Here is a 26,057-nt window from a genome sequence, read left to right as displayed (position 1 = left end):
AAAGTGGCCCACGGCGGACCGCGCTGCGGAAAGGCGGGCAGGCAAGGGGATACGGGGCATCGGCGGCCGTCCTGGCAGGGGGAAGTGCCACCCGGCGGGCACCGGGGCCACCTGAGCTTAAGGATAGGGGCGGCCCCGGATAATCACGAACGCGTTAAATTTGGATGTCGAGTTTGCGACAGGTCTCGAGGATTTTCGGAAAATGCAACTTATCCTAAGGGATACGTCTTAAGCGGCTTGCGTCTGGTTGGCCGGCTCCACAGCCTGGGGTAGCGGCCCAGGTGCCGAAACCCGTGGTGCGAAGGGCTTGAGGCCGAACCAGGGCCGCAGCACGTTGATACGCCGCACCACCTCATAGGTGGCGAAACAGCCGGCGAAGGTGCCCACCACCAGGATGGTGGCCTCCACCCCCAGGTCCAGGCCCAACTTCGCCAGATGATGGGCCATGACCACGGTCAGGGTCTGGTGCACCAGATAGAAGGGGAACACGGCCTGGACCAGATAGCGCAACAGGGCGCTGTCACGGTTCAGGTACTTGGCGCCGAAGCCCAGGGCAGCGGCGATGGCGCCCCATTGCTGGGTCGCATAGACCAGGCGCATGGCGGCGCGCAGGCCCAAGGGGGCGGTGGCCACCCCGTCGCGATAGACCCAGGTGAAGAGGGCGACGACAGCGTAGGCGGGAATGGCCATGGCCAGGGCGGGCCAACGGATGCGGATGAAACCGTCGCGCAGCGCCGCCGATTTGGCGATCGAGAAACCGAACAGGAAGGCGGTGAACGACAGGGCGTGGTTATACCAGTCGTGGATCAGCCAGTGGGTGAGGGCGAAGCGCAACTGCAGCAGGTCCAGCAGGAACAGGCCCGCCAAGGGCAGGACCAGCAGGCGCCAGCCGCCCAGCCATTCTTCAAGCTTGCCCCCCACCCGGCGCACGGCATCCCCCGCCACCGCCAGCAGGGCGGCCAAACCCAGGCTGTAGCAAAGCAGGTAGGTCACGAACCACATGTGATTATAGGTGGGCGTCGTCAGGCAGTCGTTGGCCCGGCACCAGTGACCGGTGCCGGTCAGATACTTCAGATAGAAGGCGGCGTAGTTCGGCTCATTGGTCGTGGCCTGTTCCAGCACCTGGTAATAGGTCTGCGGCGGCACAATCACCAGGATGGCGAAGACCAGCGGCGGCACCAGCCGCGCCAGGCGCGCCCGTGTAAGTTGGGTCACCGTCATCTTGTCGGCCATGAAGCGGGTGGCGGCACCCGACACCAGGAACAGCAGGGTCAGCCGCCACGGACTGGTCAGCATCAGGACCGGGCCCATCGCGTCCACCACGCGCGGGCTTTTCACGTGCCATTCCCAGGGCGCGTAGAACATGCCCACATGGAAAATGATCAAGGTGAAGAAGGCCAGGACACGGATCCAGTCCAGGTCCGGGCGGCGTTTCACGGGGGCCGTATCGGGGGTCGCGGCGGGCATCGGCCGCATGGGCGTAGTGGTATGTGTGGACGTCATTTCTTTCGGCCCCTGGTCGTAAGACGTGTGGCGGGCCCCTATGGGCTTCGCTTACGCTGACTTCGCCGGGGACAACCAGCCATTTTCCTGACGCGGGCGGCGGATTTTTCCGGCCATGCGGGGATGGACGGTGGCCCTTCAGGGGCGAATGGTTGGGAAAAAGGGACAAACGGTGGTCCAGGTTTCGGGCTTTTGGAATACGCCCAATATCAAGGCATGGGCATTGGTCTGGCTGGGCTTCGCCTTTCTGCCCACCACCATCAACGCCTTTTCCTTGCTGACCGAATACGACCGCACCAACCGCGCGATCGCGGCTTGGGAACCTTTCCTGTGGGAATATTCCAGCGGCATCGGCGTGCTGCTGGCGTTGCCCCTGGTGCGTTGGTCCGTGAACCACACGCCCAGCTGGTCACAGGCGCCCTTGCGCTTCGTGGCGCAATACGCGGCGACCGCCGTGGGGTTCTGCGTCCTGCACCTCACGGCCATGGTGACGTTGCGGCTGGTGGCCTACGCAGCCATAGGCCAGACCTATGCGCTGGACGCGCTGTGGGGGGATTTGCCGTCGGAAATCCGGCGCGATCTGTTGACCTACCTGCTGGTGATCCTGATCGTGGTGGGGGTGCGGCACCTGATCCGCCTGTCGCGGACCATCGCCCTGGTGGAGGCTGCCGGGACCGCGGCGACACCGGCGGAGACGCCCCGCATGGAGATCAAGGTAGGATCCCGCCGCCTGTTCCTGGCGCCGGCCGACATCCTGATGGTGCGGTCCGCCGGCAATTACATCGAGGTGGTGACCGGGGAATCCGTCCATCTGGTGCGGCGCACCTTGGCGGAATTCCAGACGGAGTTGCCGGGGGGCGACTTCGCGCGGGTCCATCGCTCCCACATCGTGAACCGCGCCGCCATCACGCGGGTCGATAGCCGGCCGTCCGGCGACATGGACATAACGCTGAGCAATGGAGCGGTGGTCGCCGCCAGCCGCCGATACAAATCAGAGTTATTCTAGAATAGATGTATGCCCAATCGATTATCTGCTGCGCAGGCGGCATCAGGGTGGGAAACCAAGGTATAGGTCTAAGGTCCGTTTGAAGTGCGATGCCACCTTGGTCCAGACTGCCATGGTCGAAGAGGGCATGCTTTTCTGTGAGAATTTGACACATTCCTTGAAAAGCCCTCGCGATGGGGCCTCAAAAACCCAGAAGAAGCCGGCCGCGCCGGCGTTAACCTTGTTTTGGAAGTTGGTTGGAGGCATTGCCGACCGATGGAAGCCTTGTCTTCGCCCGCCATGCTGGCCGCGATCATCGAATCCTCCAATGACGCGATCATCAGCAAGACGCTGGATGGTACCGTCACCAGTTGGAATCCCGCAGCCGAGCGCCTGTTCGGCTATACCGCGGCCGAGATGGTGGGCAGCAATATCGCCATCCTGGCCCCGGCCGGCCGCGAGGCCGAGATGCCGAGCCTACTGACACGCCTGAAACAGGGCGAGCGGATCAGCCATTTTGAGACGCTACGCCGGCACAAGGATGGCCATTCCGTCGAAATCTCGCTGACGGTGTCGCCCATCCATGATGCCGACGGCACCTTGATCGGCGCGTCCAAGATCGCCCGCGACATCACCCAGCGCCGCCGCGACGAACGCCAGATCTCCTTTCTGATGCAGGAGGTGGACCACCGCGCCAAGAACGCGCTGGCGGTGGTGCAATCCATCCTGCGCCTGACCCGGGCCGACACGGTGGAGGATTTCGTATCGCTGGTGGAGGGGCGCATCGCGGCACTGGCCGCCATCCACAGCCAGGTGGCCAGCCGGCATTGGATCGGCATCGACATGGACAGCCTGGCCCATATCAGCTTCACGCCCTTCGATCCCGGCGGCGGCCGCGTTTCCCACGGTGGGCCACAGACCATCCTGGGGCCCCAGGCGTCCCAGGCCGTGGGTTTGGCCCTCTATGAACTGGCCGGCAACGCCGCGCGCTTCGGCGCCCTCAACCATCCCGACGGCATGGTCGACCTGTCGTGGCGGGAGGAAGAGGACACGCTGGCCCTGACCTGGCATGAGCAGGGCCTGCGCGATGTGCGCCCGCCCACCCGCAAGGGTTTCGGCCTGACCGTCTGCCAGTTGCTGTTGGCCGGACAATTGGGCGGGCGCCTGACCTTTGACTGGCAGGATGGCGGCCTGGCGCTGGGCATCAATCTGCCGCGTGGCAACCTGACGCTCTGATACGCGCGGCATCACGCCGCTTGGGTTCGTATCTCCGCCAGGGCAGGCCGGGGGACGCGTCGCTTGAGCCCGAACCAAGGGCGCAGGATGTCGATACGCCGCACGATCTCATACGTCGCAAAACAGGCGGCGAAGGTCGCCGCCACCAGGATCGCGGCTTCCAGCACCTGGGGCAGGGCGGCCCTCGCCAGGTAGTGGGCAAGGATGACGATCACCGTCTGGTGCACCAGATAGAAGGGGAAGACCGCCGGCGTCAGATAACGCAGGGCGGCGTTTTCCCGCGTCAGGTGGCGGGCGCCGAAGCCCAGGATGGCGGTGATGGCGGCCCACTGGTCGGCGGCGTAGACGAAACGCATCGTCAGGTGCAGCGCCGTCGGCGGCACCGCGTCGTCGGCGCGGTAGACCCAGTTAAAGCCGATCACGCCGGCATAGGCCGCCACCGCGACCACCAATGCCACCCAACGCCCGGCAATGAACCGTTGCCGGAACACCGGGGAGCGGGCCATCAGGAACCCGAACAGGAAGGCGCTGAACGACAGGGCATGATTATACCAGTCGTTGACGGGCCAATGGGTGATGGGGAAGTGGGGCACCAGCCCGGCGCGGATCGCCCCCAGGAACAGGATGGGCAGGACCAGCAGGCGCCACCCGGCCAGCCCCCGCTCCAGTCCGCTTTCCAGCCGGCGCAGGACGGGCGCCGCAAAAGCCAGCAAGGCCACCAACACCAGGCTGTAGATCAACAGATAGAGCACGAACCACATATGGTTATAGGTGGGCGTCATCAGGCAATCATCGCCGCGACACCAATGGCCGGTGTGGGTCGCGTATTTCCACCAGAAGACGCCATAGGTTTGCGCCTGCTCCGGCACCTTCTCCACCACCTCCAGATAACTCTGCGGTGGCACGATCACGAACATGGCCAGCAGCAGGGGCGGCAGCAGCCGCGCCATCCGCGCCCGCGTCAGGCCGCCCACGCTCATCTTGTCGGCCATGAAGCGGGTGGCCGCCCCGGACACCAGGAACAGCAATGTCAGCCGCCAGGGGCTGGTCAGCATCATGAATGGTTCCAGCGCCTCCACCGGATGCGGGCTTTTCACATGGAAGTCCCAGGGCACGTAGAACATGCCGACGTGGTAGAGGATCAGCAGGAAGAAGGCGATGACGCGGATCCAGTCCAGGTCATACCGACGGCCATGATCTGAAACGCCCGCCGACACGTAGGCAGGGATAAGCGAAGGGGGGCTGGTTTCGGACCTGGCTTCCGACATGGGGGCGCCTCTCGTTGTGCCGTGACGTCGCAGGGGCTGGGCTCGCGCTGCGGATGACGGTACGCTGCCACCCGCGGATGGTACCGCCCACGGGCAAGCCACCGGCGGTGGCACAAAGGGCGCAAATGGGGATGAGTGGCGATGCCTGAGGCACCAGCGGTGGATAGCGCGGAACCAACGGTGACACCCATGGGCGGCTGGGCCCTGCCGTCAACGGCTACCTGGTGCCTGGTCTGGTGCGCGTTTTATTTGATCCCCAACACCATCAACGTCTTTTCCGTCCTGACGGAACATGAGCGCGGCCACCATCCCATCGCCGCCTGGGAACCGATGACCTGGGAGTATTCCAGTTCGCTGGGCAGCTTCGCGGCCCTGTCTTTCGTTTACCTGGCGGTCGGCCGCAGCCCCGGCTGGGGACGGGCCCCCTGGCGTACCCTGGCCATCCATGCGGCGGCGCTGGTGGGATACGGCGCCGTGCACATCAGTCTGATGATGGGCCTGCGCTTCGCTGTCTATGCCGCTGCCGGCCTGAGTTATCACATGGGCGATTGGCACCTGGAGGTGCCGTATGAATTCCGCAAGGACACCCTGAGCTTCATCCTGGCAACCACCATTCTGACCGGCGGCCGGCAGTTGGCGCGCCTGTCGCGGGTGGTCGCCCTGGTGGAGGCGCAACAGGCGGTGCCGGTCGCCGAGGCACCGGCCCCGGTCGCCATGCCGACCGCGGGCGACGAGCGCCTGGAGTTGAAGGTGGGATCCCGCCGCCTGTTCCTGGCACCGGAGGAGATCATCCAGGTCGCCGCCGCCGGCAAGTATGTGGAGGTGATGACCGCCAACGGAGTCCACCTGATCCGCCGGCCGCTGAAGGACGTGCACGCCGACCTGCCGCCCGGCCGTTTCGTGCGGGTCCACCGCTCACGCCTGGTCAACCGCGCCGCCATCCAGCGGGTGGACACGCGCCCGTCCGGCGACCTGGACATCACGCTCAGCACCGGCACCGTCGTGCCGGCCAGCCGCCGCTACAAGGCGGAACTGCTGGAAAAGGGGCTATAGGCCGCCCGCCGTCACTGCCCGGTGCGTATCAGGACCACGATGGCGTTGACGATGCCGGGGTTGATGGCCTGGCCGGAATCGACATAGCTGGCCAGGTTGGCGGCGCGGTCGTTGGCGGGGGTGGTCTTCAGCACATGGTTCATGCCGTCCAGCCGCACCAGCCGTACGCCCTGGCGGGCCTGGGACAGGCGCACGGCGTCCGCCATGTCCACCTGCAGGTCATTGGTGCCCTGGATCACCAGGGCCGGCTGGGTGGTCTGGGCCAATTCCGCCGCCGGGTCGTGGCGCAGTTCCGAAATCAGATAGGGCTGCAGGCTGGGCCGGAACAGGCTGCTCAATTCCTTGGGCACGTCGCCCACCGTCTGGCCCTTCTCCAACTGGGCCAGGGCGTTGAACGCCGCCTGCTGCACATCCAGCGGCAGGTCGGACTTGGGCAACTGCTGACGCAGCAGGTCGCCGAAAGGACGCCCGGGCGCAGCCAGCAGGATCAGGCCCGTCGCCGGCGCCTTCTGCGCCAGCAGGGTGGCGATCAGCCCGCCCTCATTATATCCCAGCAGATAGATGGGGCCGATGCCGGTCTGGGCGCGCAGCAGATCCAGCCAGCGGCCGGCGTCCTGGACGTAGGTGTCCAGGCTCAGATCCTCCTCCCGCGCCAGGGCGGCCTTGCTGGCGGCCATGCCGCGCTTGTCCACCCGCAGGCTGGCGATGCCCTTCAGCCCCAGGGACTGCGCCAGTTGCTTCAGGCTGTCGGTGCGCAGCGACGGCCCGTTGCCCTCGCGGTCGGTGGCGCCGGAGATGAACAGCACGGCGGGAACGCCCCCGTCCGACGGCGCCACCACGTCGGGCAGCAGCAGGGTGCCGCGCAGCCGACCGACGCCGCCGTCCAAGGTCACCGGCTGCTCCGCCGCCTGGGCGACATGTCCCGCCAGCACAAGTGCCGCCAGGGGCAGGACAGCGGCCAGGCGGGCCGCCCGGCGCAAAAGGCGCATGGTCATGAAAAACCGTTCCCCAAGATGCCCCAGGTCCAGAGGACAGGACCCGGTCAGGGCAGTTTACCTGGAAGCGGCGGCGTCACCAGCCCCAGGTAGAGGTCGCGCATGCGGCGTCCCACCTCAGCCTCGCCGAATTCCGGATCCACCACTGCCCGGCTGGCATGGCCCAGGCGGCGGCGCAGGGCGGTGTCGCCGGCCAGGCGGGCCAGCGCCTCGGCCAGGGAGGCCGGATCGCGGGGGCGGGCCAGCAGGGCGTTGCGCCCCTCCACCGCCACCTCACGGCTGCCGGGCACGTCGGTCGCCACGATGGGGCGGCCGCAAGCCGCCGCCTCCAGCAGGCTCTTGGGCACGCCTTCGCCGCCGCGCGACGCCAGCACGGCGATGTGGGCGCGGGCCCAGACGGTGCGCACGTCGCCGACGGCGCCCAGCCATTCGATGCCGGGCTCATCCGCCCAGGCGCGCAAGGTTTCCTCCGGCACGGCGGCGGGGCTGTCGCGATCGGGCGCGCCGGCCAGGATCAGGCGCAAATCCACGCCCCGCGTCCGCACCAGCCGCACCGCCGCCACCAGGTCCTCCACCCCCTTCAGCGTCAGCATGCGCGACACCTGGGCGCAGGTGACGGGGCCCAGCGCGTCGGCCAGCTCCTCATAATGCGCCAGATCCACGCCCGATCCGCGAATCAGGCGGGCGGCCGGGGGCTTGGGGGCGCCCGCCGCCAGCAGTGCCGCGTCGTCACTGTTCTGCACCACCAGCGCGTTCCCCCGCCGCCAGGCGGCGGCGTTCAGCGCCAGCCGCAGCAGCACACGACCCAGCCCGGCCTTGGTGCCGGTCCCGGACAGGCCCAGGCCCAGGCCCGCCAGGGTGGTGACCACCCGCGTGTCGCGCAGGCCCGCCAGCGCCAGGGCGAAACCGCCCAGCACCGCCGGCTTCAGCGCGATGTGGTGGATGATGGTCGGCCGTTCCCGCCGGTACAGCCGGGCCAGGCGCCGGATGTCGCCCAGAATGTGCCACGGGTTGAAGCTGCCCCGGCGCCAGGGCAGGGGGATGAGGCGGAAGCCCTCCGCCGCGATGGCCGGACCGTCCAGCACCACCCGGCAGGCCACCGCCACGTCGAAGCCGGCGTCGCGGGCGGCCCGCGCCGTGGGCAGCCGGTGAGATCGGAAGTACCAGTCTTCCGTGACGACGAACAGCAGCGTGGGGCGCGGGGCTTCAGGCATGGCGACCAAAATGCGAAAGTTCGCCATGGCGAACCCTATCGGAGGGAATCAGGTAATGGCAGGGAACGGCCCCCGACTTCCACCCGTTTTCACACCGCCTGTCGTATATGTCCTAAGGTGAGAGGGTCGCCATGAGGGGAAGCGGGGTGCCCGAGATGCAGCATCTGACCTTGTACCGGGATGAGCGCTATTACGCCTCGTTCCCCGCAGTGGCGACGCTGGCAGACGGGACGGTGGCCCTGTTGTTCCGCCGGGCGCGCGACCAGCGCTGGTTCGCCCGCGCCCTGGGGCTGGCCGACCAGTCCGGGTTGATGAGCGTGGACCATGTCGACAGCCGATCACAGCATGTGCTGCTGCAGCTGGACGGCCGCAGCCTGGCGCCGCTGGGCGAGACTGGAGATCCTGCCGCCGGATGGCGAGACGGCGGACCAGGATGCCAACCTGGCCCTGCTGCCCGATGGCCGCCTGCTGGTGACCGGCTTTTCCTGGTACCCGTTGGCGCCACGCCTGGCCGACGCCATTCGTGCGGCTGGCGGCCCGCTGGTCGGCACGGCGGAGGACAGCGGCCTGTTCCTGTTCTGGGGCGGCTATGCCCGCATCGGCGACGGGCAGGGGCGGAATTGGACACCCCACACCTTCCTGCCGCCGCTGCCGGGACAACCGGATCTGCTGGCCGGCGTGCGGCCCCATCATGGCGGGGCGATACGGGGGCGGCCGGCCCTGCTGCCCGGCGGCGGCATCCTGCAGGCCATCTACGCCGGCGGCGCCCACGGCCGGCGCGGTACCCATCTGTTCCACGCCGATCCCGATCCGTCAAATCCCGGCGGCTATGCCTGGCGCCCGCTGGGTCCCATCGCCCATGATGCCGCCGGCCAGGGCTGTCTGGTGGAACCGGCGCTGCTGCGCACCCCGGCCGGTCGCATCATCGCCTTCCACCGCACCGCCGGCATGGGCGACCAGCTGGCGCTCGCCGTATCGGATGACGAGGGCGCCAGCTGGTCGCCCTGGCGCCTGACCGCCGTGGTCGGCCATCCCTTCGATCCGCTGCCCCTGCCGGATGGGCGGGTGTTCCTGGTTTATGGCTATCGCCACGCCCCCTACGGCATCCGCGCCCGCATCTATCACCCGGACACCCAGCAGCCGGAGGATGGGGCAGAGATCATCCTGCGTGACGACGGCCCGGGACCGGATCTGGGATATCCCTGGGCGACGTTGCTGGCCGACGGGCGGGTGCTGGTGGTTTATTACATGGCGGGTGAAGACGGCATCCGGCGCATCGACGCCACCGTGCTGGAGCTTGCGCCTTAAGGTGATTTATCACCTTAAGCATCATCGATAACTTGCTGATTTATATAAATACACCACACTTAAGAAAGTGGATGAACATGACAGATCGTCCCCGTTTCCACCTGGCTTTCCCGGTCCATGACCTGGCCGCCGCCCGTTCCTTCTACGGCAATGTCATGGGCTGCGCGGAGGGGCGCAGTTCACCGGATTGGGTGGACTTTGACCTCTATGGCCATCAAATCGTTGCCCATTTGGTCGAGGGCGCGACCGGCCCGTCACGCGATCACAACCCGGTGGATGGGCATGACGTGCCGGTGCCGCACTTCGGCCTGATCCTGGCCTGGGACGATTGGACGGCCCTGGCGGACCGTCTGCGTGCCCATGACCAGACCTTCGTCATCGAACCCTATGTCCGCTTCAAGGGCCAGGTGGGGGAGCAGGGCACCATGTTCCTGTTCGACCCCAGCGGTAACGCCTTGGAATTCAAGGCCTTCCGTGACGAATCCCTGATCTTCGCCAAGTAGGCCGGGGCGGCGGGATGTAACGGCCCCGTTCCTCTGTTGCGGGCCCAGGGAAATTTGCTACCGCTTTGCAACCGAACGGTTTCTTCGGCTTGCCCACACCACCGCCGCATGATCCCCTCATGGTCATTAACCAAGATGGAGGCGGGGATGCGGTGGGGATTGGGTATCATGGGAACGGCGATGCTGGTGGCCGGCGTGGCGGCGGCATCGCCCCAGGAAACGCGCGCGGCGCTGGACCAGGCGCTGCCCGGCCTGCTGGTGGACGCCAAGGTGGCCAGCGTCTCGATCGCCGAGATCGAGGACGGCAAGGTGGTGCTGACCGCCGCCTATGGTGAACAGAGCCCCGGCGTGAAGGCCACGCCCACGACGCTCTATAACGTGGCCTCGCTGACCAAGCCCATCACGGCGGAGGTAGTGCTGCGGCTGGCGTCGCAGCACACGGTGTCACTGGACGCGCCCATGGCCGACTATTGGACCGATCCCGACATCGCCGGCGACGACCGCCGGCTGAAGCTGACGGCCCGCCTGGCGCTCAGCCACCAGACCGGTTTCCCCAACTGGCGCGGGCACGACAAGCCCCTGGCCTTCACCTTCACGCCCGGCACGGCCTACGGCTATTCGGGCGAGGGGTATGAATACGTCGCACGGTACGTGGAAAAGAAGACGGGCAAGGATTTCGAAGGCTTGGCACAGGCCGTGCTGTTCAAGCCGGCGGGCATGAACGACACCGCCAGCGGCCACCCGTCCTGGTTCGACGGCCGCATCGCCGTGCCGACCGACGCCCAGGGCCGGGCGATGGAGCCGTCCTTCACCGTGCATTACAACGCCGCCGACATGCTCTACACCACGGCCGGCGACTATGCCCGCTTCATGGCCAGCGCCATGAAGGACCAGGATCTGGCGGCAATGGTGGCACAGGATCGGCGCCGTATCCAGGTCAGCCTGATGGACGACATGTGCCAGGGGGCCAAGGCCGCCAGTTGCCCGCCCCGCGCCGGTTTCGGCCTGGGCTGGCAGGTGCTGGAGTTCCAGGGCGAAACCGTGATGATGCACACCGGCAAGGACGAAGGTGTCGCCACCTTCGCCTGGTACAGCCCCACCAGCCGGCGCGGTGCCGTCGTCCTGACCAACAGCGACAACGGTTTCAACATCGTCATCCCGGTGTTTGAGAAACTGAACGCCAGCCCTGCCTTCCTGGCCTTCCTGCGCGGCCAGGTGGGGGGCTGATCCGGGGCGAATGCCTAGACGGAAGAGTTCCCGGCCGGGATGGTGGTGCGGGCATACTCGGGCGCGGTCGGTGCCTTATGAGGGGGCGCCGGCCTGACCTGAGTATGTGGGAGGATTCTCATGTCATCCGACACCGCCCCCAATCCGCCGCCGCAGCAAGGCGTCATCCCCCATCTGGTGGTGAGCGACGCCAAGGCGGCGCTGGAATTCTATGTGCGGGCGCTGGGCGCCACGGAACTGGCGCGCCTGGTGGCGCCGGACGGCCAGCGCCTGCTGCATTCGGAAATCAGCATCAACGGCACCCGGCTGTTCGTGCGGGACGACTTCCCGGAATACCGGACGGCCGACATGCCCCTGAACGTGCCGCCGACAGAACTGGGCGGCACCACCGTGGCGTTGCATGTGGAGGTGCCGAACTGCGACGCCGCCATGGAGCGAGCGATCGCCGCCGGCGCCACCATCACCATGCCGGCCATGGATGCCTTCTGGGGCGCCCGTTATGGGCAGGTGGCCGATCCCTTCGGCCACCGCTGGAGTTTCGCCCATGCCCTGCCGGCGCCGGGCGAACCATGCCCGCCCGCGATGGATCTGCTGGAGAAAGAACACCTGCCGGAGAAAGAACAATGAGGGGCCCTGTTCCCGAATTCCGCCTGTCGCGCACCTTCCATGCCGGCATGGGCCTGCTGTGGCAGGCGTTCACGGAGCCGGAACGCCTGCGCCTGTGGTGGGGACCGAAGGGTTTCACCTGGGTATTGGGGGAAATGGACCTGCGGCCGGGCGGCACCTTCCTTTACGGCATGCAGCCGCCGGGCGGCCTGGGTGCGGCCTTCACAATGTGGGGAAAATGGACGTTCCGCGAGATCACGCCCCCCACCCGGAACGCGGCGGGCGAGGTCACCCCCGGCCATCTGGCCTTCCTGGCGTCCTTCACCGACGCCGGGGGCACGCCCATCCGCCATCCCATGAACCCCACCTGGCCGCTGGAGGTCCTGAGCACCGTCAGCCTGGTGAAGGAGGGGCCCGGCCGCACCCGCGTGGACAGCACCGGCGTGCCCTTTGAGGCGACGGTGGAGGAACAGGCGACCTTCGCCGCCGGGCTGGAAGGCATGCGCCTGGGCTTCAGCGGCACCTGGGACCAATTGGCCGACTACCTGACCCGGATACAGGGTCCGCCGGCCTGAGGCGGTAACGGCCGGGAACCACCGTCCACGGGCAGGGGTTGTTCAAAGGCCGGTCCCTCTTTCGGGGGACCGGCCTTTCATCTGGGCCTATTCCTGGCCCGCCATGTGCCGAACCGGAACGTCAGTTGAGGCGCTGCTTGGCCTCCGTCAAACCCAATCGGCCCAGCAAGGCCAGGATTTCGGCGGGCAGGGGCTCCGCCACAGCTTCGCAGTACATCTCCCGGATGTGCTGGTCGACCATGTCCTGTAGGGCGTCAGAGGGGGCGGCATAGGCCGCGCGCGCCGGATTGGTCGCCGCCATGATCGGGCCGGAGCCGTGATGGTATTGAAATTCAATGTTCTTTTGCCGCTTGATCATGACGTCCTTCCAAAAAAGCCGGGCCTAGGCCGTTCGCTCAATGACTAAAGCGGCGGCCGGTGGCTTTGTTCCGCGCCGGCAACGGGATAAGCGCCTTTTCACCTACGCCCACGCGGCATGGCAGCATCGCGATGGGCGTAGGGAACCGTCGGCGCCGGTACCACAGAATATCCCTTTTTCGCTGTTGAATAGACTAACCCCGCCCTCCATCCCGCGGTGCATGGATAATCGGATGGTCATAGGCCATCGGCCGAGTAGACCGATTAAATACAGCCTTAAACCTAGGGATTTTCCCGAATTGTGGAGGGACGCTGTAGACGGCGTTTGCTTATAGTGACGATAGAGAAAACACGAAATCGCGGCGATACAGTTCCAGGAAATGCTGTCAGGAACGCGTGATTATTCGTGAAGACGCTCACGAGCCCGCTTACGTAAGGGCCCACCGAAAAAAGGGGTGACCCCATGCAATCCGCTGAGACATCGCCCACCTTTCGCAACGAACTGATCAAGCTGATCCCGGCGATGCGCGCCTTCGCGCGGTCGTTGACCAACAACGCCGCCGACACGGATGATTTGGTGCAGGACGCCATCGTCCGCGCCTGGTCCCACAGCGCCCAGTTCACCCCCGGCACCAACCTGCGCGCCTGGCTCTTCACCATCCTGCGGAACCGCTATTACTCCATCGCCAAGCACCAGCAGCGCGAAGTGGCGGATCCCGATGGCGTGCATACCGCCCGCCTGACCATCAATCCGGAACAGGAATGGGGCATCGCCAGCCGCGAGTTGAAAGTGGCCTTGATGAAGCTGCCGGTGGAACAGCGCGAGGCGCTGGTCCTGGTGGGCGGCACCGGCGCCAGTTATGAGGAAGCGGCCGAGATTTGCGGCTGCGCGCTGGGCACAATCAAAAGCCGCGTGAACCGCGGCCGGGCCAAGCTGGCCGACCTGATGGGCCTGGACGGGCAGGGGCTCGGCATCGACACCACCGCCACGCTGGGGGCCGCCAGCGCCTGGGATCGTTCCCACACCACGGCCAGCAGCCACTGAACCGCAAGTCACGGTATCATTCAGGAATAAGGAATTAGGTGAAGTGCCTGAGAGGAAGCCTTGGTCGCGCGATGCCGCACAGTGGAGCCGGATGTCCGGGCAATGGCTGTCGGCGTCTGTCGGTACCACCCGTAAAGCTGATGGCTGGGCCGCTGAGTGCCGGAAAGCGGGGCCCGTGGCGGAGCAGCAAGCGCTTTCTTCAGCGCAGGCCCGGCAGGCCAAGGTTCACCGGACCCAGTCTCGTCGGACGGTGATGGCGGCGGATCATCAAGCCGGCGCACCCGCCTAACGCCAGGCGGTTACAAATCAACAGCGGCGAACTTCGGAGGAAACCATGCTCGGCACCATCCTGCTCGTCGTCTTGATTCTGCTGCTGCTGGGCGCCTTTCCCAGTTGGCCCCACAGCCGGGGATGGGGCTATGGCCCCAGCGGCCTGTTGAGCATTGTGCTCATCGTCGTTCTTGTCCTGGTGCTGACCGGTCGGGTCTGACGCACCACGACCAGACAACCAATTGAATCACAAGGGAGGTTCATCATGACTGTTCACGAGGCCATCCCAGACATCGACACGCTGCTCGGCGATGTATCGCGCTATTTCGAAACGCCCCACGACCTGGTGGTCTGCGACCAACTGAACCGGGCGGAAAAGGTCCTGCTGCTGCGCCATTGGGAGCATGACGTGCACCTGATGATGGTGGCGTCGGAAGAGAACATGACCACCGGCGAACCGCCCAAGACCGCGGAGCAGATGAGCGCCATCAAGGCCGCGTTGGCCGCCCTGGGCGACGGCACCGAAGAGGATGCCGGCAAGACCGCCAGCGCGGGCTGAAACCCGACATCGGCAAAAGGCATGGACGCCGTGGCTGCCCACGGCGTCCATGCGCACGGCGGGGAAGTCGCACTTGGTTTTTGAGTCCATCCGTCTACATAAGAAAAACCGATAAGGAAGATTATGGAAATAATACAGCAATCCACCGGGATCAGGCTTACGGAATTAGCGCCAATTTTCATCCATTTATTCGACACCATTGAGGCCCGGCCTGATCTTGGCCCCCGGGAAATGCGGTGATCGGCGCCGCGTTTGAACGAGGATTGTCGCCATGCTCAGCATCGTGCCCGTGTTTGGCGCAAGCGCTTCCGGCGTCAGTCGCCCAGTTTCCGGTGTCATCCAGCGTCGTGAGCGCATCGTGGCGCTGCTGCACGACACCTTGGCCTTGCTGGAACAGGACAGGCCGGCGGCAGCGGATTGCCTGCAACGGGCGGCGGAACTGCTGCGCGATAGCCTGAGCGATACGCCACCGGCCACCGGCGGCCTGGCGCCTTGGCAGGTGCGCCGCGTCCAGGCGCACATCGACCAGCATCTGGCGGAGGCCGTGCGCATCCGCGACGTGGCCGACTTGGCGCGTCTCAGCACCAGCTATTTCTCCCGCGCGTTCCGCATCACCTTCGGCATGCCGTTCACCCAATATGTCATCCACCAGCGGGTGGAGCGCGCCAAGCATCTGATGACCCGGACGCCGGAACCCCTGTCACACATCGCCCTGGCCTGCGGCCTGGCCGACCAGGCGCACCTGAGCCGCCTGTTCCGCCAGACCGTGGGCATGACGCCGGGCGCCTGGCGGCGGCACGCCCAAGACACGCCGCCAGGCACCTCCAAAGCGGTCAATCCGGCGGCGGTCACGGCATCGGACCAGGCGGCCTGATCTTTTTCCAACAGCACGCGGCCGGTGCTATAGAGGGGCCCGCCCGGACCATCGAGCCGGACAACACCCCTGATAAGGCCCGCTCCCATGGATCAGATCGAGCAACGGCTCATCGAACTGGAAACCCGCATCGCCCATCATGAGCGCATGGCGGAGGAATTGTCCCAGGTGGTGGCCGACCAGGGCCAGATGATCGACATGCTGACGGCCCGCCTGCGCCGGCTGCTGACCCGGCTGCAGGAGGCGGAGGCCGGCTGGCGCCCCTCCCCCCAGGATGAAAAGCCGCCGCCGCACTGGTGATCGGCCCCGCCAAACCGCGGTGACAGACCAGCGGAAAGGGGCGTTGATCAATGGGGTGAGCAAGCTTTTGCTGGATGGCAGGCCGTCCGCTGGTGTCGAGGTAGCGCACCGGCCCCGCGGCGCCATGACAGAGGGAGTTCCCAAGATGACCACCTGGCCCGATCGCCGTATCCTGGACCTGTTCGGAATCGAAACCCCCATCATCCAGGCGCCCATGGCGGGCGCCACCACCCCCGCCATGGTGACGGCTGTCAGCAACGCGGGCGGTCTCTGGGTTCCCTGCCCGGCGCGCAATACACGCTGGATGGCCTGCGCGCCGCGGTGGCGGAGGTAAAGGGCGCCACCGGTCGCCCCTTCAACATCAACTTCTTCTGCCACACCCCACCGGTGCCGGATCCGGCACGTGCCCTGGCCTGGCGTGCCCGCCTGGCGCCTTACTACGTGGAACTGGGCCTGGATCCGGAAGCCACGCCGCCGGCCGGGGGCCGCACGCCCTTCGACGCCGACTTCTGCGCCCTGGTGGAGGAGATCCGGCCGGCGGTGGTCAGTTTCCACTTCGGCCTGCCGGGCAAGCTGCTGCTGGAGCGGGTGAAGGCCGCCGGTGCCAAGGTCATCTCCTCCGCCACCACGGTGGCCGAGGCGCGCTGGCTGGAGCATCACGGCGTTGACGCCATCATCGCCATGGGGTTGGAGGCCGGCGGCCATCGCGGCAACTTCCTGTCCGATGACATGGCAACCCAAGTCGGCACCTTCGCCCTGGTGCCGCAGGTGGCTGACGCCGTGTCGGTGCCGGTGATCGCGGCCGGCGGCATCGCCGACGCGCGCGGCGTGGTGGCGGCCCTGGCCCTGGGCGCGTCGGCCGTGCAGATCGGCACCGCCTATCTGTTCAGCCCGGAGGCCAAGATCCCCGAAATCCACCGTCAGGCACTGGAAAGTGTGGCCGACGACGGCACAGCCCTGACCAACCTGTTCACCGGTCGGCCGGCCCGCGGCGTGGTGAACCGCCTGATGCGTGAGGTGGGGCCCCTGTCCTCCGCCCCGCCCGCCTTCCCCACCGCCGGCGGCGCGCTGATCCCCTTGCGCACCAAGGCGGAAGCGGCGGGGCATGGCGATTTCACCAACCAGTGGTCCGGCCAGGCCGCGCGGCTGGCCAAGGCCCTGCCCGCCGGCGAACTGACGCGGGTGCTGGCAGAGGAAGCCCTGGCCCGCCTCAGCGGCACTCGATGACGTGCGCCAGGTTCAGCTTGCAGGGGTGCAGCAAGCTGCCCAGGTAGCGCTGGTCCAGCGTGGTGCCGGTGTTCATCTCCGGCAGGCGCAGGAATTGATCCTCACGGCTGGCGGTGAAGTAGGTTTCCTGGTTGGCGAAGCGCCACTTCTCCGCCTCCTCCCGCAGGAACCGCTCCTGCTCCAAGGGATCGGGCATGGTGAAGGGCGGCGCCTCGACCGTGATTTCACCTTGAACGGCCCCTTGGGGCGCTGCGGGCGCAGCCCTGGGGCCGGCTTGGGATGAGGGTGGCGCCAAGGGCAGCAATGTCTGGGGGGCATCCTGGCTCAGGGCGGCGGAGGAAATGATGAAGGTCAGTAGGCCCACCGACACCATGCGGGTGCCCATCCCCATCGCCGCCATGGCACCCGCCCCCAGTCCATTCTGCCCTGCCATCAAGGTGTTACGCCCCGATCCGGCCGGCAAGAAAAAAGCGCGCCGGTAGGGGCCGGCGCGCTGGGAGAGTCGCAGCGAAGAGTGCGTGGCAGAGGATCAGAAAACCGGGACGCCGCCTCGAACCCACGTCCCGGCTATTTCGTCTGGGATCCGTACTTGCCGGATCAGTACTTGAAGGAAAAGCCGGCCTCGTAAATGCGGCCGGTGCAGTTGTAGTAGTTCAGGCGGTTGACGGTGCCGACATACTGGTCGTTGCACTCATTGGTCAGGTTGATGGCGTTGAAGCTGAAGCTCAGTTGCTCGTTCACCGCGTAGGACGAGGCAAAGTCCACGTTGATGGTGGAATTGGTGCCTTCGACGTCGTTGCCGTTGCGTCCGGGTACCTGGGTCAGGTAACCGCTGCGGTAGGCGGCGGAGATACGGGCGCTGAACGTCTTGTCATCGTAGTACAGCGTGCCGTTGTAGGCGTTCTTGGACAGGCCGACGAGGTCGGCGATCTGCGTCGCGGTGGAGGTGGCGGAGATCAGGTAGTTGATGCTGGATTCCACGTGGGTGTAGTTGGCCAGCAGGCCGAAGTTGGACCACCACCCGTCCAGGAAGTTGAAGGGCTGCTGATAGTTGACCTCCACACCCTTCAGGTCGCCGCCCTTGGTGTTGACCGGCGTGCTGAAGGTGAAGACCTCGCCACCCGTGAGCCCCGTGCCGTTCAGCAGGCTGAGCGGCAGGCCAGAGGTGTTGTAGACCTTGTTCTCGCTCAAGGTCTGCACGTAGCTGTTGATGTCCTTGTAGAACAGGCCGACGGAAATCAGCGACTGCGGCGCGAAGTAATACTCGAACGACAGGTCGGCGGTCTTGGCCTCGATCGGCTTCAGGTAGGGGTTGCCCGAGGTGACCGTGCGGTTGGTGCCGGCCACGTTGACGCTGCCGCCGGGGTTCAGCGAGGACAGGTCGTTGCGCACCATCACCTGGGCCAAGGCGGCACGGACCAGGAAGTCGCTGGTCACCTCACCCACCAGGTTCATGGACGGCAGGAACTTGTTGTAGTCGGTATTGACCGTCACCCAGGTGGGCGCGCTGCCCACCGCCTGGTAACCGGAGGAGGTCTGGTCGGTGGTGACGAACCGGCCGCCTAGGTTGCCGCGGATGGGCAGGCCCAGGCGGTCGGTGTGGAAGTCGGCCTGGACGTAATATCCCCAGTCCTTTTCTTCAACCGAATAGTTGCTGCCCAGCGAGCCGGTGCCGGACTCGCTGACCTTGAAGGTGCCGGTGTTGCTGTAGATGTTCAGCGCGCGGGCGAAGGCGTCGATATCGGCCACCGCCCAGGTCGCAGGCGTGCCGGCCGGGGCGAAACCCGCGACACCGCCGCCCTGGGTGATGAGGCTGGCCAGCGTGGTGCCGGCCGGCAACGTCGGCACGGCGATTTCCGAGGCGCGCGTCTTGTTCCAGGTGTTGAAGGTGAAATCCTTGAACTGGACGCCGGCCTTCACCGTCAGTTCGTTGGTGAGGTCGTATTCGAAGTTCAGGTCACCGTCGCCATAGCTGTTTTGGGTGCCGTTGGGCCGCAGGCGAATGTTGGACAGGCCGTTGATCAACTGCCAATTGGCGGGGTTGGTGACATCGAAGCCGTATTTCAGCACCGGCAGGCGGCTGTTGGCCAGGTAGCTGTAGGAATAGCCGTTGCTGTTCGGGTTATCGAGCGTGATGGTCGTCTGCACCGGGTTGCTGAAGGACGAGATGGAATAGCCGCCCATCGCGTTGACCCGGAAATCCTTGGAGAAGTTGTGCTTGATGGTCAGGGTTTCCTGGCCGAACACCGTGCTCAGCACGTCGTAGCGGGACTCCGACCGGATACCGACATTGTTGAAGGTGCCGGCCACCAGATTGCCGCTGGGGTCGATGGTGGCGGAGGTCACCTGGATCACCGGCTTGCCGGTGACGATGCTGCCCACCGTGGTGCGCGCCTGGCTGAAGCCGATGGCTTCCAGGTCGTTTTCCGTGCGGTTGCCCCACAGGTCGGAATACAGGCCGTCCAGGCTGATCAGCGTGTCCTCATCCGGCTTGTACTGGAAGGACGTCACCATGCCGGCGCGTTCCTGATTGTATTCATAGACGCTGTAGCGCGGGATGCGGGGCATGAAGACGTTGGATGCGTTCACGGCGGCCAACGAGGCGGGGGCCGTGACGCCGCCGTTATAAGTGGAGGTGGCGTTGGACGCGTTGGACGCCCAACGCGTGGTTTCCGAACTCAGCTGCAGGGTGTCGCGCTTGGAATAGGCGAAGGAGATCAGGGCGCCCAGCTTGCCGTCAGCGAAGGTGTCGCTCAGCAGGATGGCGCCGCGGGGCGTCGCCTTCTCATTCTGGTCGTTGTAGTCCACCTTGCCGTTGATGGCGAGCTTGAAGCCCCCGAAATCAAGGGGATGCGGGGTGCTGAGATCGACGCCGGCGCCCAGGGAGCCTTCCTCCTGGTCGGCCGAGGGGGTCTTCACCACGCTCAAATTACTGAACAGTTCCGACCCGAAGACGTTGAAGTCGAAGGCGCGGGAGCGGTTGTTGCCGCCCTGGGCGTCGGAACTGCCGGTGCTGGCCATGGCGTCCATGCCATTCACCCGCACGCGGGTGAAGTTGGGGCCCAGGCCGCGGACGGAGATCTGCCGGCCCTCGCCCGCGTCGCGGCTGATGGCGACGCCGGGGATGCGCTGGATGGATTCCGCCAGGTTGTTGTCGGGGAACTTGGCGATGTCTTCCGCCACGATGCTGTCGACCACGCCGGCGGCCTCACGCTTGTTCTGCAGCGCCAGATCCAGGCTGCGGCGGAAACCGGTCACGATGATCTCATCCAGCGAGTCAGCCCCGCCCGGCGCCACCGCCGTGGTTCCCGGCACAGGGGGCGGCACCGGTGCCGCCTGGTCGGCGGGCGGGTGCTGGCCGGCCTGGTCATCGGCACCCCACGCCGTCCCGCCGGCCATCCCCCCGGCGGCCAAGGCCACCATCAGCGCGATACGGCTTGCGGAAATGCGGATGCCAGAAATGTGGATGGACGACTTGCGGCACCGCGCCCGACTCACGGTCTTCAGCATTTGACGTATTCCTCCGTTCAACCTTGTTTTGTTTTGGCTTGTTGTTTTCTTTGGCCGTGCCGCGCTCAGGACCAATCCCGCTTGAACGGAGTGTTCCCAGAATAACCAAACGTTGTCGCCTGATTGATGCGCCGCCCGACCTTCCCTGTCGTGATCCCACTTTTGGGACCGGTGTCATTTTTAATCGCTGAAAAGACCAGCCCCCAGCCGGCCCACCTGGCCCGCGCGCCAAACGGTCAGCGTCGGCGCGCGGATTGAACAAGCGCCGGCATTGCGGCGCCGTCCGGAAATGTTGATGCGTGCTGATGCCTTAGGCGGACGGGGGGCAAACGCCTGGCGACGGCGCCCCTCATGCTCATGCGCGATACCATCCCGCAGCCTCCCATTTGTCAGCAGCTTATGGGCCCGCAGGCCAGCCGCCGTTTTTTCTAAAATGACACCGGTTACCGGTAGATGCAAGCACCAAGAGTTGTTTGCATCGCTGTTCCATCACGCTTTCGGAACCTGATCGCAAAAGTGCGGAACGTCAGGTGCCCTGCTGGGTGAAAGGCACGCGGGCGAACAGCTGCCGCTCAGCGCCGCGCGGATCCTGTTCCAACCGGCTTTCCTGATTGAAAACAAAGGTTTCGCGCCCCGGCAGGGTGTAGGGCGTCCAGTGCTGCGCCCCGGCGGCGTTGGGATCGCCGCCATGGGCGAAGGCGATGAAAGCGCTGCTCATCTGGTCCGCCATGCGTTGCGCTTCCATCGACGGACCGCACAGCGCCCCCGGCACGTGGACGTTGTCGAACACCAGGGGGATATCCAGCGTGTGCGGCGCCCCCCATTTGCCGCCGTCCTTGGGCGTGGCCCAGTTCAGCTGGTAGGCATAGGCGGGCGCCCCCTGGGCCGCGCGCAACTCCGCCTCCACCACCGCGGCCCGCCAGGACCGGCCGGCGGTGGTGGCGGAGAAGAAGACGTCGGCGGGCGTATACGCCGGGTACAGGCGGCGATATTCCGCCACCACCAGGTCGGGGCTGATATCGACCCGCATGTGGCGGGCCAGCAGGGCCGGCACCTGATCCCAGGTCAGGGTGAAGATGGCGGGGTCGCCGCCGCCGATCAGCAGCCGCGTCTCATCATGCGTGTTGCCGATGATCATGGGGATGGCGGCCGACTGGGCCGGGGCGTCGGGATAAAAGGGGTGACGCGACAGCACCTGGTCGTCCAGCACGGGGCCCCAGTACAGGCCGCCCATGGATTGGCCGGCCACGCCGTTGATGGGGTCGGCGGCCGACAGCGCCGCCACCAGCCGGTCCGCCGGCAAGGTCGCCAGTTCCCCCACCCGCTCCGGCGTCAGGCCCAAGGCGGCCAAAAAGGCCGTGGCGCGGGCGGTGGCGTTCAGCGGGCCGGAAGCGGTGACCTGCTGGCCGCTCATGGTGGCGGCGCGGTGGAACAGGCCTTGGGCCGCCGGTGTCGCCATCAGGGTGGCGATCTTGGCACCGCCGCCCGACTGGCCGAACAGCATGATTCGGGCCGGATCGCCGCCGAAATTTCCGATGTTGTCGCGCACCCATTGCAGGGCCAGCACCAGATCCAGGATGCCGACATTGCCCGATTGGGCATAGGCCGGCCCCGCCAGGCGCCCCAGATACAGGTGTCCGAAAGCGTTCAGGCGGTGGTTCAGGGTGACCACCACCACATCACCACGCCGGCACAGCCGCGTGCCGTCATACAGCGCATCGCTGCCCGAGCCATGGGAATAGGCGCCGCCATGGATATAGACCATCACTGGCCGTTGACCACCCGGCTTCGCTGCCGGCGTCCAGACGTTCAGGAACAGGCAGTCCTCCGCCATCGGCTCATCGAAATGGCTTTGCGGGCTGGCGGCGCCGTAAGCCACGGCGTCGCGCACCTCCGCCCACGGGGCTGGTGGCTGCGGCGGCTGGAAACGGCGCGGGCCGGTATCGGCGCCGTAGCGGATACCCTTGAACACATCGACGCCATCGATGCGCCGGCCGCGTATCCGGCCATGGCGGGTCTGCACCACCGGGGCGGTCGTCGCGGCCCCTGCCCGGCTCAATGGCGCCAGGGTGGCCGCGGTCCCAAGCCCCCAGCCCAGAACCTGGCGCCGGTCGGCCTCAAGCGATGACAAGCAAGCATGACTTTCCGTCGCACGGAACGGTCGCACCGGGTCCATGCCTCCCTCCCTATTCTTTATGGCCGGAGGCGTTTGGACTCCGGATGCTTATATGACACCGGTTTCCTTGAGCTTGTGAAGAGGGATTTTTAGGGTGCGGTGTCATCCACCCACAGGGCGGTCCAGGCCAGGGGCGCGTTCCAGTTGATGGTGACCTCGTTCATCGTATAGGCGCCGATGTCATCGACCCAGCACAGCTGCGGCGCACACTTGCCCTTCAGCGCCTTGGCGACAGTGTCGTCCATGGCGGAGGAGTTGGGGCCGCCCGACAACACGCCGGACGGTGGCGACGGATAGGCGGCGTTCAGTTGATGTGCCCAGAATCGGTGGTGCGGGTTGCGCATGGGCCGCACGCCGAAGCCGGTGACGAAGGACCGGTCCAGGGGATTGCGGCCCAGCACATAATCCAGGGCATCGACCACGCCGGTGCGATAGGCGGCCTTGGCCGTCAGGTCATAGGCGATGCCCAGCACCAGGGCCCGGTTCAGCAGCGCGCCGTTGGAACCCCAGGGATATGCGGCCGGCGCGTACGGCAGGCGGTAACCGCCCTTGCCCTCATCCGCCATGTAGGCATCGGCCATGGCGGTCAGCTGCCCACGCACGCGCGCCGCATCAGCCTGGTCCAGGCGGCCCGGCACCAGCGCCAACGTGACCGTACCGGCCGTCGCCACGCTTCCCCAGGTCAGGTCGCCGGTGGGGCGGGCGCCGATGAAGAAGGGCGAGGCGCGCAACGCCGCCAGGTAGGGCGCCTCCCCCGTCGTGGCGAACAGTTCGGCCGCGGCCCAGTAGAACTCATCCTCCACATGGGGGTCGCCGTAACCGCCGCTGCCGGCGAAGGACACCTGGGCGTAGACGTCAGGATGCCGCCGGGCGGCGTCATAGGCGCGCCGCGCCGCCGCCAGGCAGCGGCCGGCAAAGGCGGGGTCGATGTCTTTCCACACCCGCGCCGCCTGTGCCGCCACGGCGGCCAGGTTCAGGGTCGCGGCGGTGGTGGGATAATAGAGATAGCGCGGTACATGGTCATCCGCCGGCGCGGTCGGCAGGCCGGTCCAGTGCACATCGCCGATCTTCTGGTGGACCAGGCCACCGGCATCGATTTTGGTCAGCGCGTAATGACCGGCGGCGTCATGCTGGTCGCCCAGCGGCACGGATGCCGTCTTGCCTTCGGGCACCTGCATGGCCAGCAGGAACTCCAGTTCGAACCGCGCCTCATCCAGGATGTCGGGCACGCCATTGCCATGCTCCGGCACCGCCAGGGCACCGTCCGCCATGGCCGCCAGGGCATGGGCCCGGTGCAGCAGGCTGGCGCGCTCATAGGCGTTCACCAGGGTCCAGACGGAGATACCGCCGTTGACCACATACTTGCCCTGGTCGCCGGCGTCGTACCAGCCGCGGCTGACGTCCAGGGAGTAATCGCAGCCGGGCCAGACCTGGCCCTTGGGATCGGCCTGGTCAAAGCAGGTGGCCGTGTCCGGCTGGTGGCCCGCCGGGCGCGCCAGTTCCGGCCGCTCCACCAGCGCCGCCTCGATGGGGACGCCGCTACGTTGCTGGTAGAAGAAGGACAAGGCGGTGCGGGCCAGGCGGCCGTCCGGCTGAGCGATAAGAGCGAAGGGGCGACTGGATTGCCCGCCCACCGTCAGGCGGAAACCATCGCCCGCCTGGCGCACATCGGAAAAGTCGACCTGATGGACGTGCTGGCCGGAGGCCGTGTCGGCGCCGAACACCCGTGTCCGTCCCGCCGCCACCAAGCGCCCCTGGCTGTCCGTCAGTTTCCAGGCCAGCGGTGTCTCCGAGGGATCGGCCAGGATAGCCAGCTTCGGCCCCTGGCTTTCCAGGCCGGTCTGGTTGAGGGCGATGGCACTGGGCGCCCCCTCCTGCGCCAGGGCGGTGGTTGACAGCATCATCCCCAGAATCAGGCCCGACCGGGCCGCGAAGCGCTTCATCACAGGCACGTCCTCCTCACAGATTTATTGCCCCGAGTTAAAGGGCGGCGGGGCGCGGAAGGCAAGTGCGGGACGATGACAAGCATACCCGTCTTTTCCCTTGGCGGGCCGTATGGGTCGGTTCATGCTTGCCGGCCACAAGCAATAAGGCTGGGAGGAACCATTGTGCGCGCCCGCAACCACCTTTTTCATGACACCGGTTTCCAAGGGCGACTCGCCATCATCGGTGCCCTGGTCCTGATGCTGACCATGCCCGCGCGCGCGGCGGAACCACCACCACCCTTCCCCATCTGGCCGGCCGATGGCGTCGGCCCGGGCTCGGAAAAGCTGGCGATCAAGGAGGCGGTGGTGGAGCGCAGTGCCGATCCCGCCACCCTGAACGACCGCTACACCTTGGGCATCACCCGGCCGCACCTGGCGCTCTATCGTCCGGACCATCCCAACGGCACCGCCCTGCTGGTGATGCCCGGCGGCGGCTATCGCTGGGTGGTGGTGGACAAGGAAGGCGATGAGATCGGCCGGCGACTCAGCGCTGCCGGCATCACCGTCTTCGTCCTGACCTACCGTCTGCCGGGCGAAGGACATGACCATGCCGCCGACGTACCCTTGCAGGACGCGCAACGCGCCCTGCGGCTGATCCGCGCGCGGGCGGCGGAATGGGGCGTCGATCCCCGCCGCGTCGGCGCCATGGGGCTGTCGGCCGGTGGACACGTGGCGGCCAGCCTGGGCACGCGGTATAACGCGCCAGTCTATACGCCCCGCGATGCCGTGGACCAGCAGTCGGCCCGGCCCGATTTCCTGGCCCTGGTCTATCCGGTGGCCAGCATGGACCCGGCCATCGCGCACAAGGGCTCCCGCGCCCAATTGCTGGGCGAAAGCCCTACGCCGGCCCAGGACGCGGCCTATTCCACGGAACGCGCGGTGACGGCCCAGACGCCGCCCACCTTCCTGCTGCATGCCGATGACGACCCGTCGGTGCCGGTGGAGAACAGCCTGCGTTTTTATGCCGCCCTGCACGCCGCCAAGGTGCCGGCGGAAATGCACATCTTCCAGAGGGGCGGCCACGGTTTCGGCCTGCGCGGCGCCCAGGGACTGCCGGCGGCGGTATGGCCGGATCTTTACATCGCCTGGGTGCGTGGCCTAGGCATGATGCCGTGATGGCTGCGCCGCGGTGGAACGGCCGCATTTATGGTTACCGGTGTCAATTGGTGATTGATCCGGCCTGGGGCCGCTGGCAGGATGTGGGGATGAAGCCCGCGTCCAGACGGGCGCCCCGGGAGGATCCCGTGCCGACGTTTGAAGAACGCCGGACGCACGGGTGCA

General features: G+C 66.5%; 25 protein-coding genes. 16 read left to right on the top strand and 9 right to left on the bottom strand.

Annotated elements, in window-relative coordinates; all coding sequences use genetic code 11:
- Positions 1-228: 228 nt before the first annotated feature.
- Positions 229-1,503 carry an acyltransferase family protein gene (locus PW843_14740; GenBank protein MDE1147857.1) on the bottom strand — a complete coding sequence of 425 codons (1,275 nt, stop codon included), beginning with the start codon at positions 1,501-1,503 and terminating at the stop codon, positions 229-231.
- A 172-nt stretch (positions 1,504-1,675) separates the two neighbouring features.
- On the opposite strand from PW843_14740, the gene PW843_14735 reads away from it, so the two are divergent.
- Positions 1,676-2,509 (top strand): LytTR family DNA-binding domain-containing protein, encoded by an 834-nt coding sequence (locus PW843_14735; GenBank protein MDE1147856.1) that lies wholly within the window; start codon positions 1,676-1,678, stop codon positions 2,507-2,509.
- Positions 2,510-2,764: 255 nt separating this feature from the next.
- Positions 2,765-3,724, top strand: a complete 960-nt coding sequence (locus PW843_14730; GenBank protein MDE1147855.1) for a PAS domain S-box protein — start codon at positions 2,765-2,767, stop codon at positions 3,722-3,724.
- A gap of 11 nt (positions 3,725-3,735) precedes the next feature.
- Here the strand turns inward: PW843_14730 and PW843_14725 are convergent, their stop codons facing one another.
- Entirely contained in the window at positions 3,736-4,992 is a 1,257-nt protein-coding gene (locus tag PW843_14725; protein ID MDE1147854.1) for an acyltransferase family protein, read from the bottom strand.
- A 141-nt stretch (positions 4,993-5,133) separates the two neighbouring features.
- Here PW843_14725 and PW843_14720 point away from each other — a divergent pair, with 141 nt between their 5' ends.
- Positions 5,134-6,045: a LytTR family DNA-binding domain-containing protein gene (locus tag PW843_14720; protein MDE1147853.1), complete on the top strand. Its 912-nt coding sequence runs from the start codon at positions 5,134-5,136 to the stop codon at positions 6,043-6,045.
- A gap of 11 nt (positions 6,046-6,056) precedes the next feature.
- On the opposite strand, the gene PW843_14715 is transcribed toward PW843_14720, so the two are convergent.
- Positions 6,057-7,040, bottom strand: a complete 984-nt coding sequence (locus PW843_14715; GenBank protein ID MDE1147852.1) for an alpha/beta fold hydrolase — start codon at positions 7,038-7,040, stop codon at positions 6,057-6,059.
- 47 nt (positions 7,041-7,087) lie between these two features.
- Positions 7,088-8,254, bottom strand: a complete 1,167-nt coding sequence (locus tag PW843_14710; protein ID MDE1147851.1) for a glycosyltransferase family 4 protein — start codon at positions 8,252-8,254, stop codon at positions 7,088-7,090.
- Between the two features lie 324 nt (positions 8,255-8,578).
- Here PW843_14710 and PW843_14705 point away from each other — a divergent pair, with 324 nt between their 5' ends.
- From PW843_14705 to PW843_14685, 5 genes are all read left to right on the top strand, one after another.
- Positions 8,579-9,562, top strand: coding sequence for a sialidase family protein (locus PW843_14705; protein ID MDE1147850.1), 984 nt, complete (start codon positions 8,579-8,581; stop codon positions 9,560-9,562).
- Between the two features lie 71 nt (positions 9,563-9,633).
- A complete protein-coding gene (locus tag PW843_14700) occupies positions 9,634-10,065 on the top strand; it encodes a VOC family protein (GenBank protein MDE1147849.1) in 432 nt (143 codons plus the stop codon).
- A gap of 168 nt (positions 10,066-10,233) precedes the next feature.
- Complete coding sequence (locus PW843_14695; protein MDE1147848.1) at positions 10,234-11,292, top strand: serine hydrolase; 1,059 nt, start codon at positions 10,234-10,236, stop codon at positions 11,290-11,292.
- 120 nt (positions 11,293-11,412) lie between these two features.
- On the top strand, positions 11,413-11,919 hold the full coding sequence (locus PW843_14690) for a VOC family protein (protein MDE1147847.1): 507 nt from the start codon (positions 11,413-11,415) through the stop codon (positions 11,917-11,919).
- Entirely contained in the window at positions 11,916-12,473 is a 558-nt protein-coding gene (locus PW843_14685; protein MDE1147846.1) for an SRPBCC domain-containing protein, read from the top strand. Before PW843_14690 ends, PW843_14685 begins: the two co-directional genes overlap by 4 nt.
- 121 nt (positions 12,474-12,594) lie before the next feature.
- Here the strand turns inward: PW843_14685 and PW843_14680 are convergent, their stop codons facing one another.
- Positions 12,595-12,831 carry a hypothetical protein gene (locus PW843_14680; GenBank protein ID MDE1147845.1) on the bottom strand — a complete coding sequence of 79 codons (237 nt, stop codon included), beginning with the start codon at positions 12,829-12,831 and terminating at the stop codon, positions 12,595-12,597.
- Positions 12,832-13,293: 462 nt separating this feature from the next.
- On the opposite strand from PW843_14680, the gene PW843_14675 reads away from it, so the two are divergent.
- The 7 genes from PW843_14675 (at position 13,294) to PW843_14645 (ending at position 17,105) form a co-directional block, all read left to right on the top strand.
- Entirely contained in the window at positions 13,294-13,875 is a 582-nt protein-coding gene (locus PW843_14675) for a sigma-70 family RNA polymerase sigma factor (GenBank protein MDE1147844.1), read from the top strand.
- Between the two features lie 334 nt (positions 13,876-14,209).
- Complete coding sequence (locus PW843_14670; GenBank protein ID MDE1147843.1) at positions 14,210-14,365, top strand: DUF3309 family protein; 156 nt, start codon at positions 14,210-14,212, stop codon at positions 14,363-14,365.
- A gap of 45 nt (positions 14,366-14,410) precedes the next feature.
- On the top strand, positions 14,411-14,704 hold the full coding sequence (locus tag PW843_14665; GenBank protein ID MDE1147842.1) for a hypothetical protein: 294 nt from the start codon (positions 14,411-14,413) through the stop codon (positions 14,702-14,704).
- 271 nt (positions 14,705-14,975) lie between these two features.
- Entirely contained in the window at positions 14,976-15,578 is a 603-nt protein-coding gene (locus PW843_14660) for an AraC family transcriptional regulator (protein MDE1147841.1), read from the top strand.
- Between the two features lie 87 nt (positions 15,579-15,665).
- Complete coding sequence (locus PW843_14655) at positions 15,666-15,878, top strand: SlyX family protein (GenBank protein MDE1147840.1); 213 nt, start codon at positions 15,666-15,668, stop codon at positions 15,876-15,878.
- A 145-nt stretch (positions 15,879-16,023) separates the two neighbouring features.
- Positions 16,024-16,212 carry a nitronate monooxygenase gene (locus PW843_14650; GenBank protein MDE1147839.1) on the top strand — a complete coding sequence of 63 codons (189 nt, stop codon included), beginning with the start codon at positions 16,024-16,026 and terminating at the stop codon, positions 16,210-16,212.
- Entirely contained in the window at positions 16,200-17,105 is a 906-nt protein-coding gene (locus PW843_14645; protein MDE1147838.1) for a nitronate monooxygenase family protein, read from the top strand. Before PW843_14650 ends, PW843_14645 begins: the two co-directional genes overlap by 13 nt.
- Here PW843_14645 and PW843_14640 read toward each other — a convergent pair.
- The 4 genes from PW843_14640 to PW843_14625 all read right to left on the bottom strand — a co-directional run bounded on the left by PW843_14640 (position 17,089) and on the right by PW843_14625 (position 24,734).
- Positions 17,089-17,538 carry a hypothetical protein gene (locus tag PW843_14640; protein MDE1147837.1) on the bottom strand — a complete coding sequence of 150 codons (450 nt, stop codon included), beginning with the start codon at positions 17,536-17,538 and terminating at the stop codon, positions 17,089-17,091. The two genes, PW843_14645 and PW843_14640, sit on opposite strands and share 17 nt — an antisense overlap.
- Positions 17,539-17,702: 164 nt before the next feature.
- Entirely contained in the window at positions 17,703-20,615 is a 2,913-nt protein-coding gene (locus tag PW843_14635) for a TonB-dependent receptor (GenBank protein MDE1147836.1), read from the bottom strand.
- Between the two features lie 526 nt (positions 20,616-21,141).
- The gene (locus tag PW843_14630; protein MDE1147835.1) at positions 21,142-22,746 is read right to left on the bottom strand and encodes a carboxylesterase/lipase family protein; all 1,605 of its coding nucleotides are present in this window, start codon (positions 22,744-22,746) and stop codon (positions 21,142-21,144) included.
- A gap of 134 nt (positions 22,747-22,880) precedes the next feature.
- Positions 22,881-24,734 carry a glycoside hydrolase family 9 protein gene (locus PW843_14625; GenBank protein ID MDE1147834.1) on the bottom strand — a complete coding sequence of 618 codons (1,854 nt, stop codon included), beginning with the start codon at positions 24,732-24,734 and terminating at the stop codon, positions 22,881-22,883.
- Between the two features lie 240 nt (positions 24,735-24,974).
- Here PW843_14625 and PW843_14620 point away from each other — a divergent pair, with 240 nt between their 5' ends.
- Positions 24,975-25,892, top strand: coding sequence for an alpha/beta hydrolase (locus PW843_14620; protein MDE1147833.1), 918 nt, complete (start codon positions 24,975-24,977; stop codon positions 25,890-25,892).
- Positions 25,893-26,057: the final 165 nt, after the last annotated feature.

Source organism: Azospirillaceae bacterium, assembly GCA_028283825.1.
Lineage (GTDB): Bacteria > Pseudomonadota > Alphaproteobacteria > Azospirillales > Azospirillaceae > Nitrospirillum.
The sequence above is the reverse complement of the archived record's forward strand: the minus strand, read 5'-3'. Positions and strand labels throughout refer to the sequence as shown.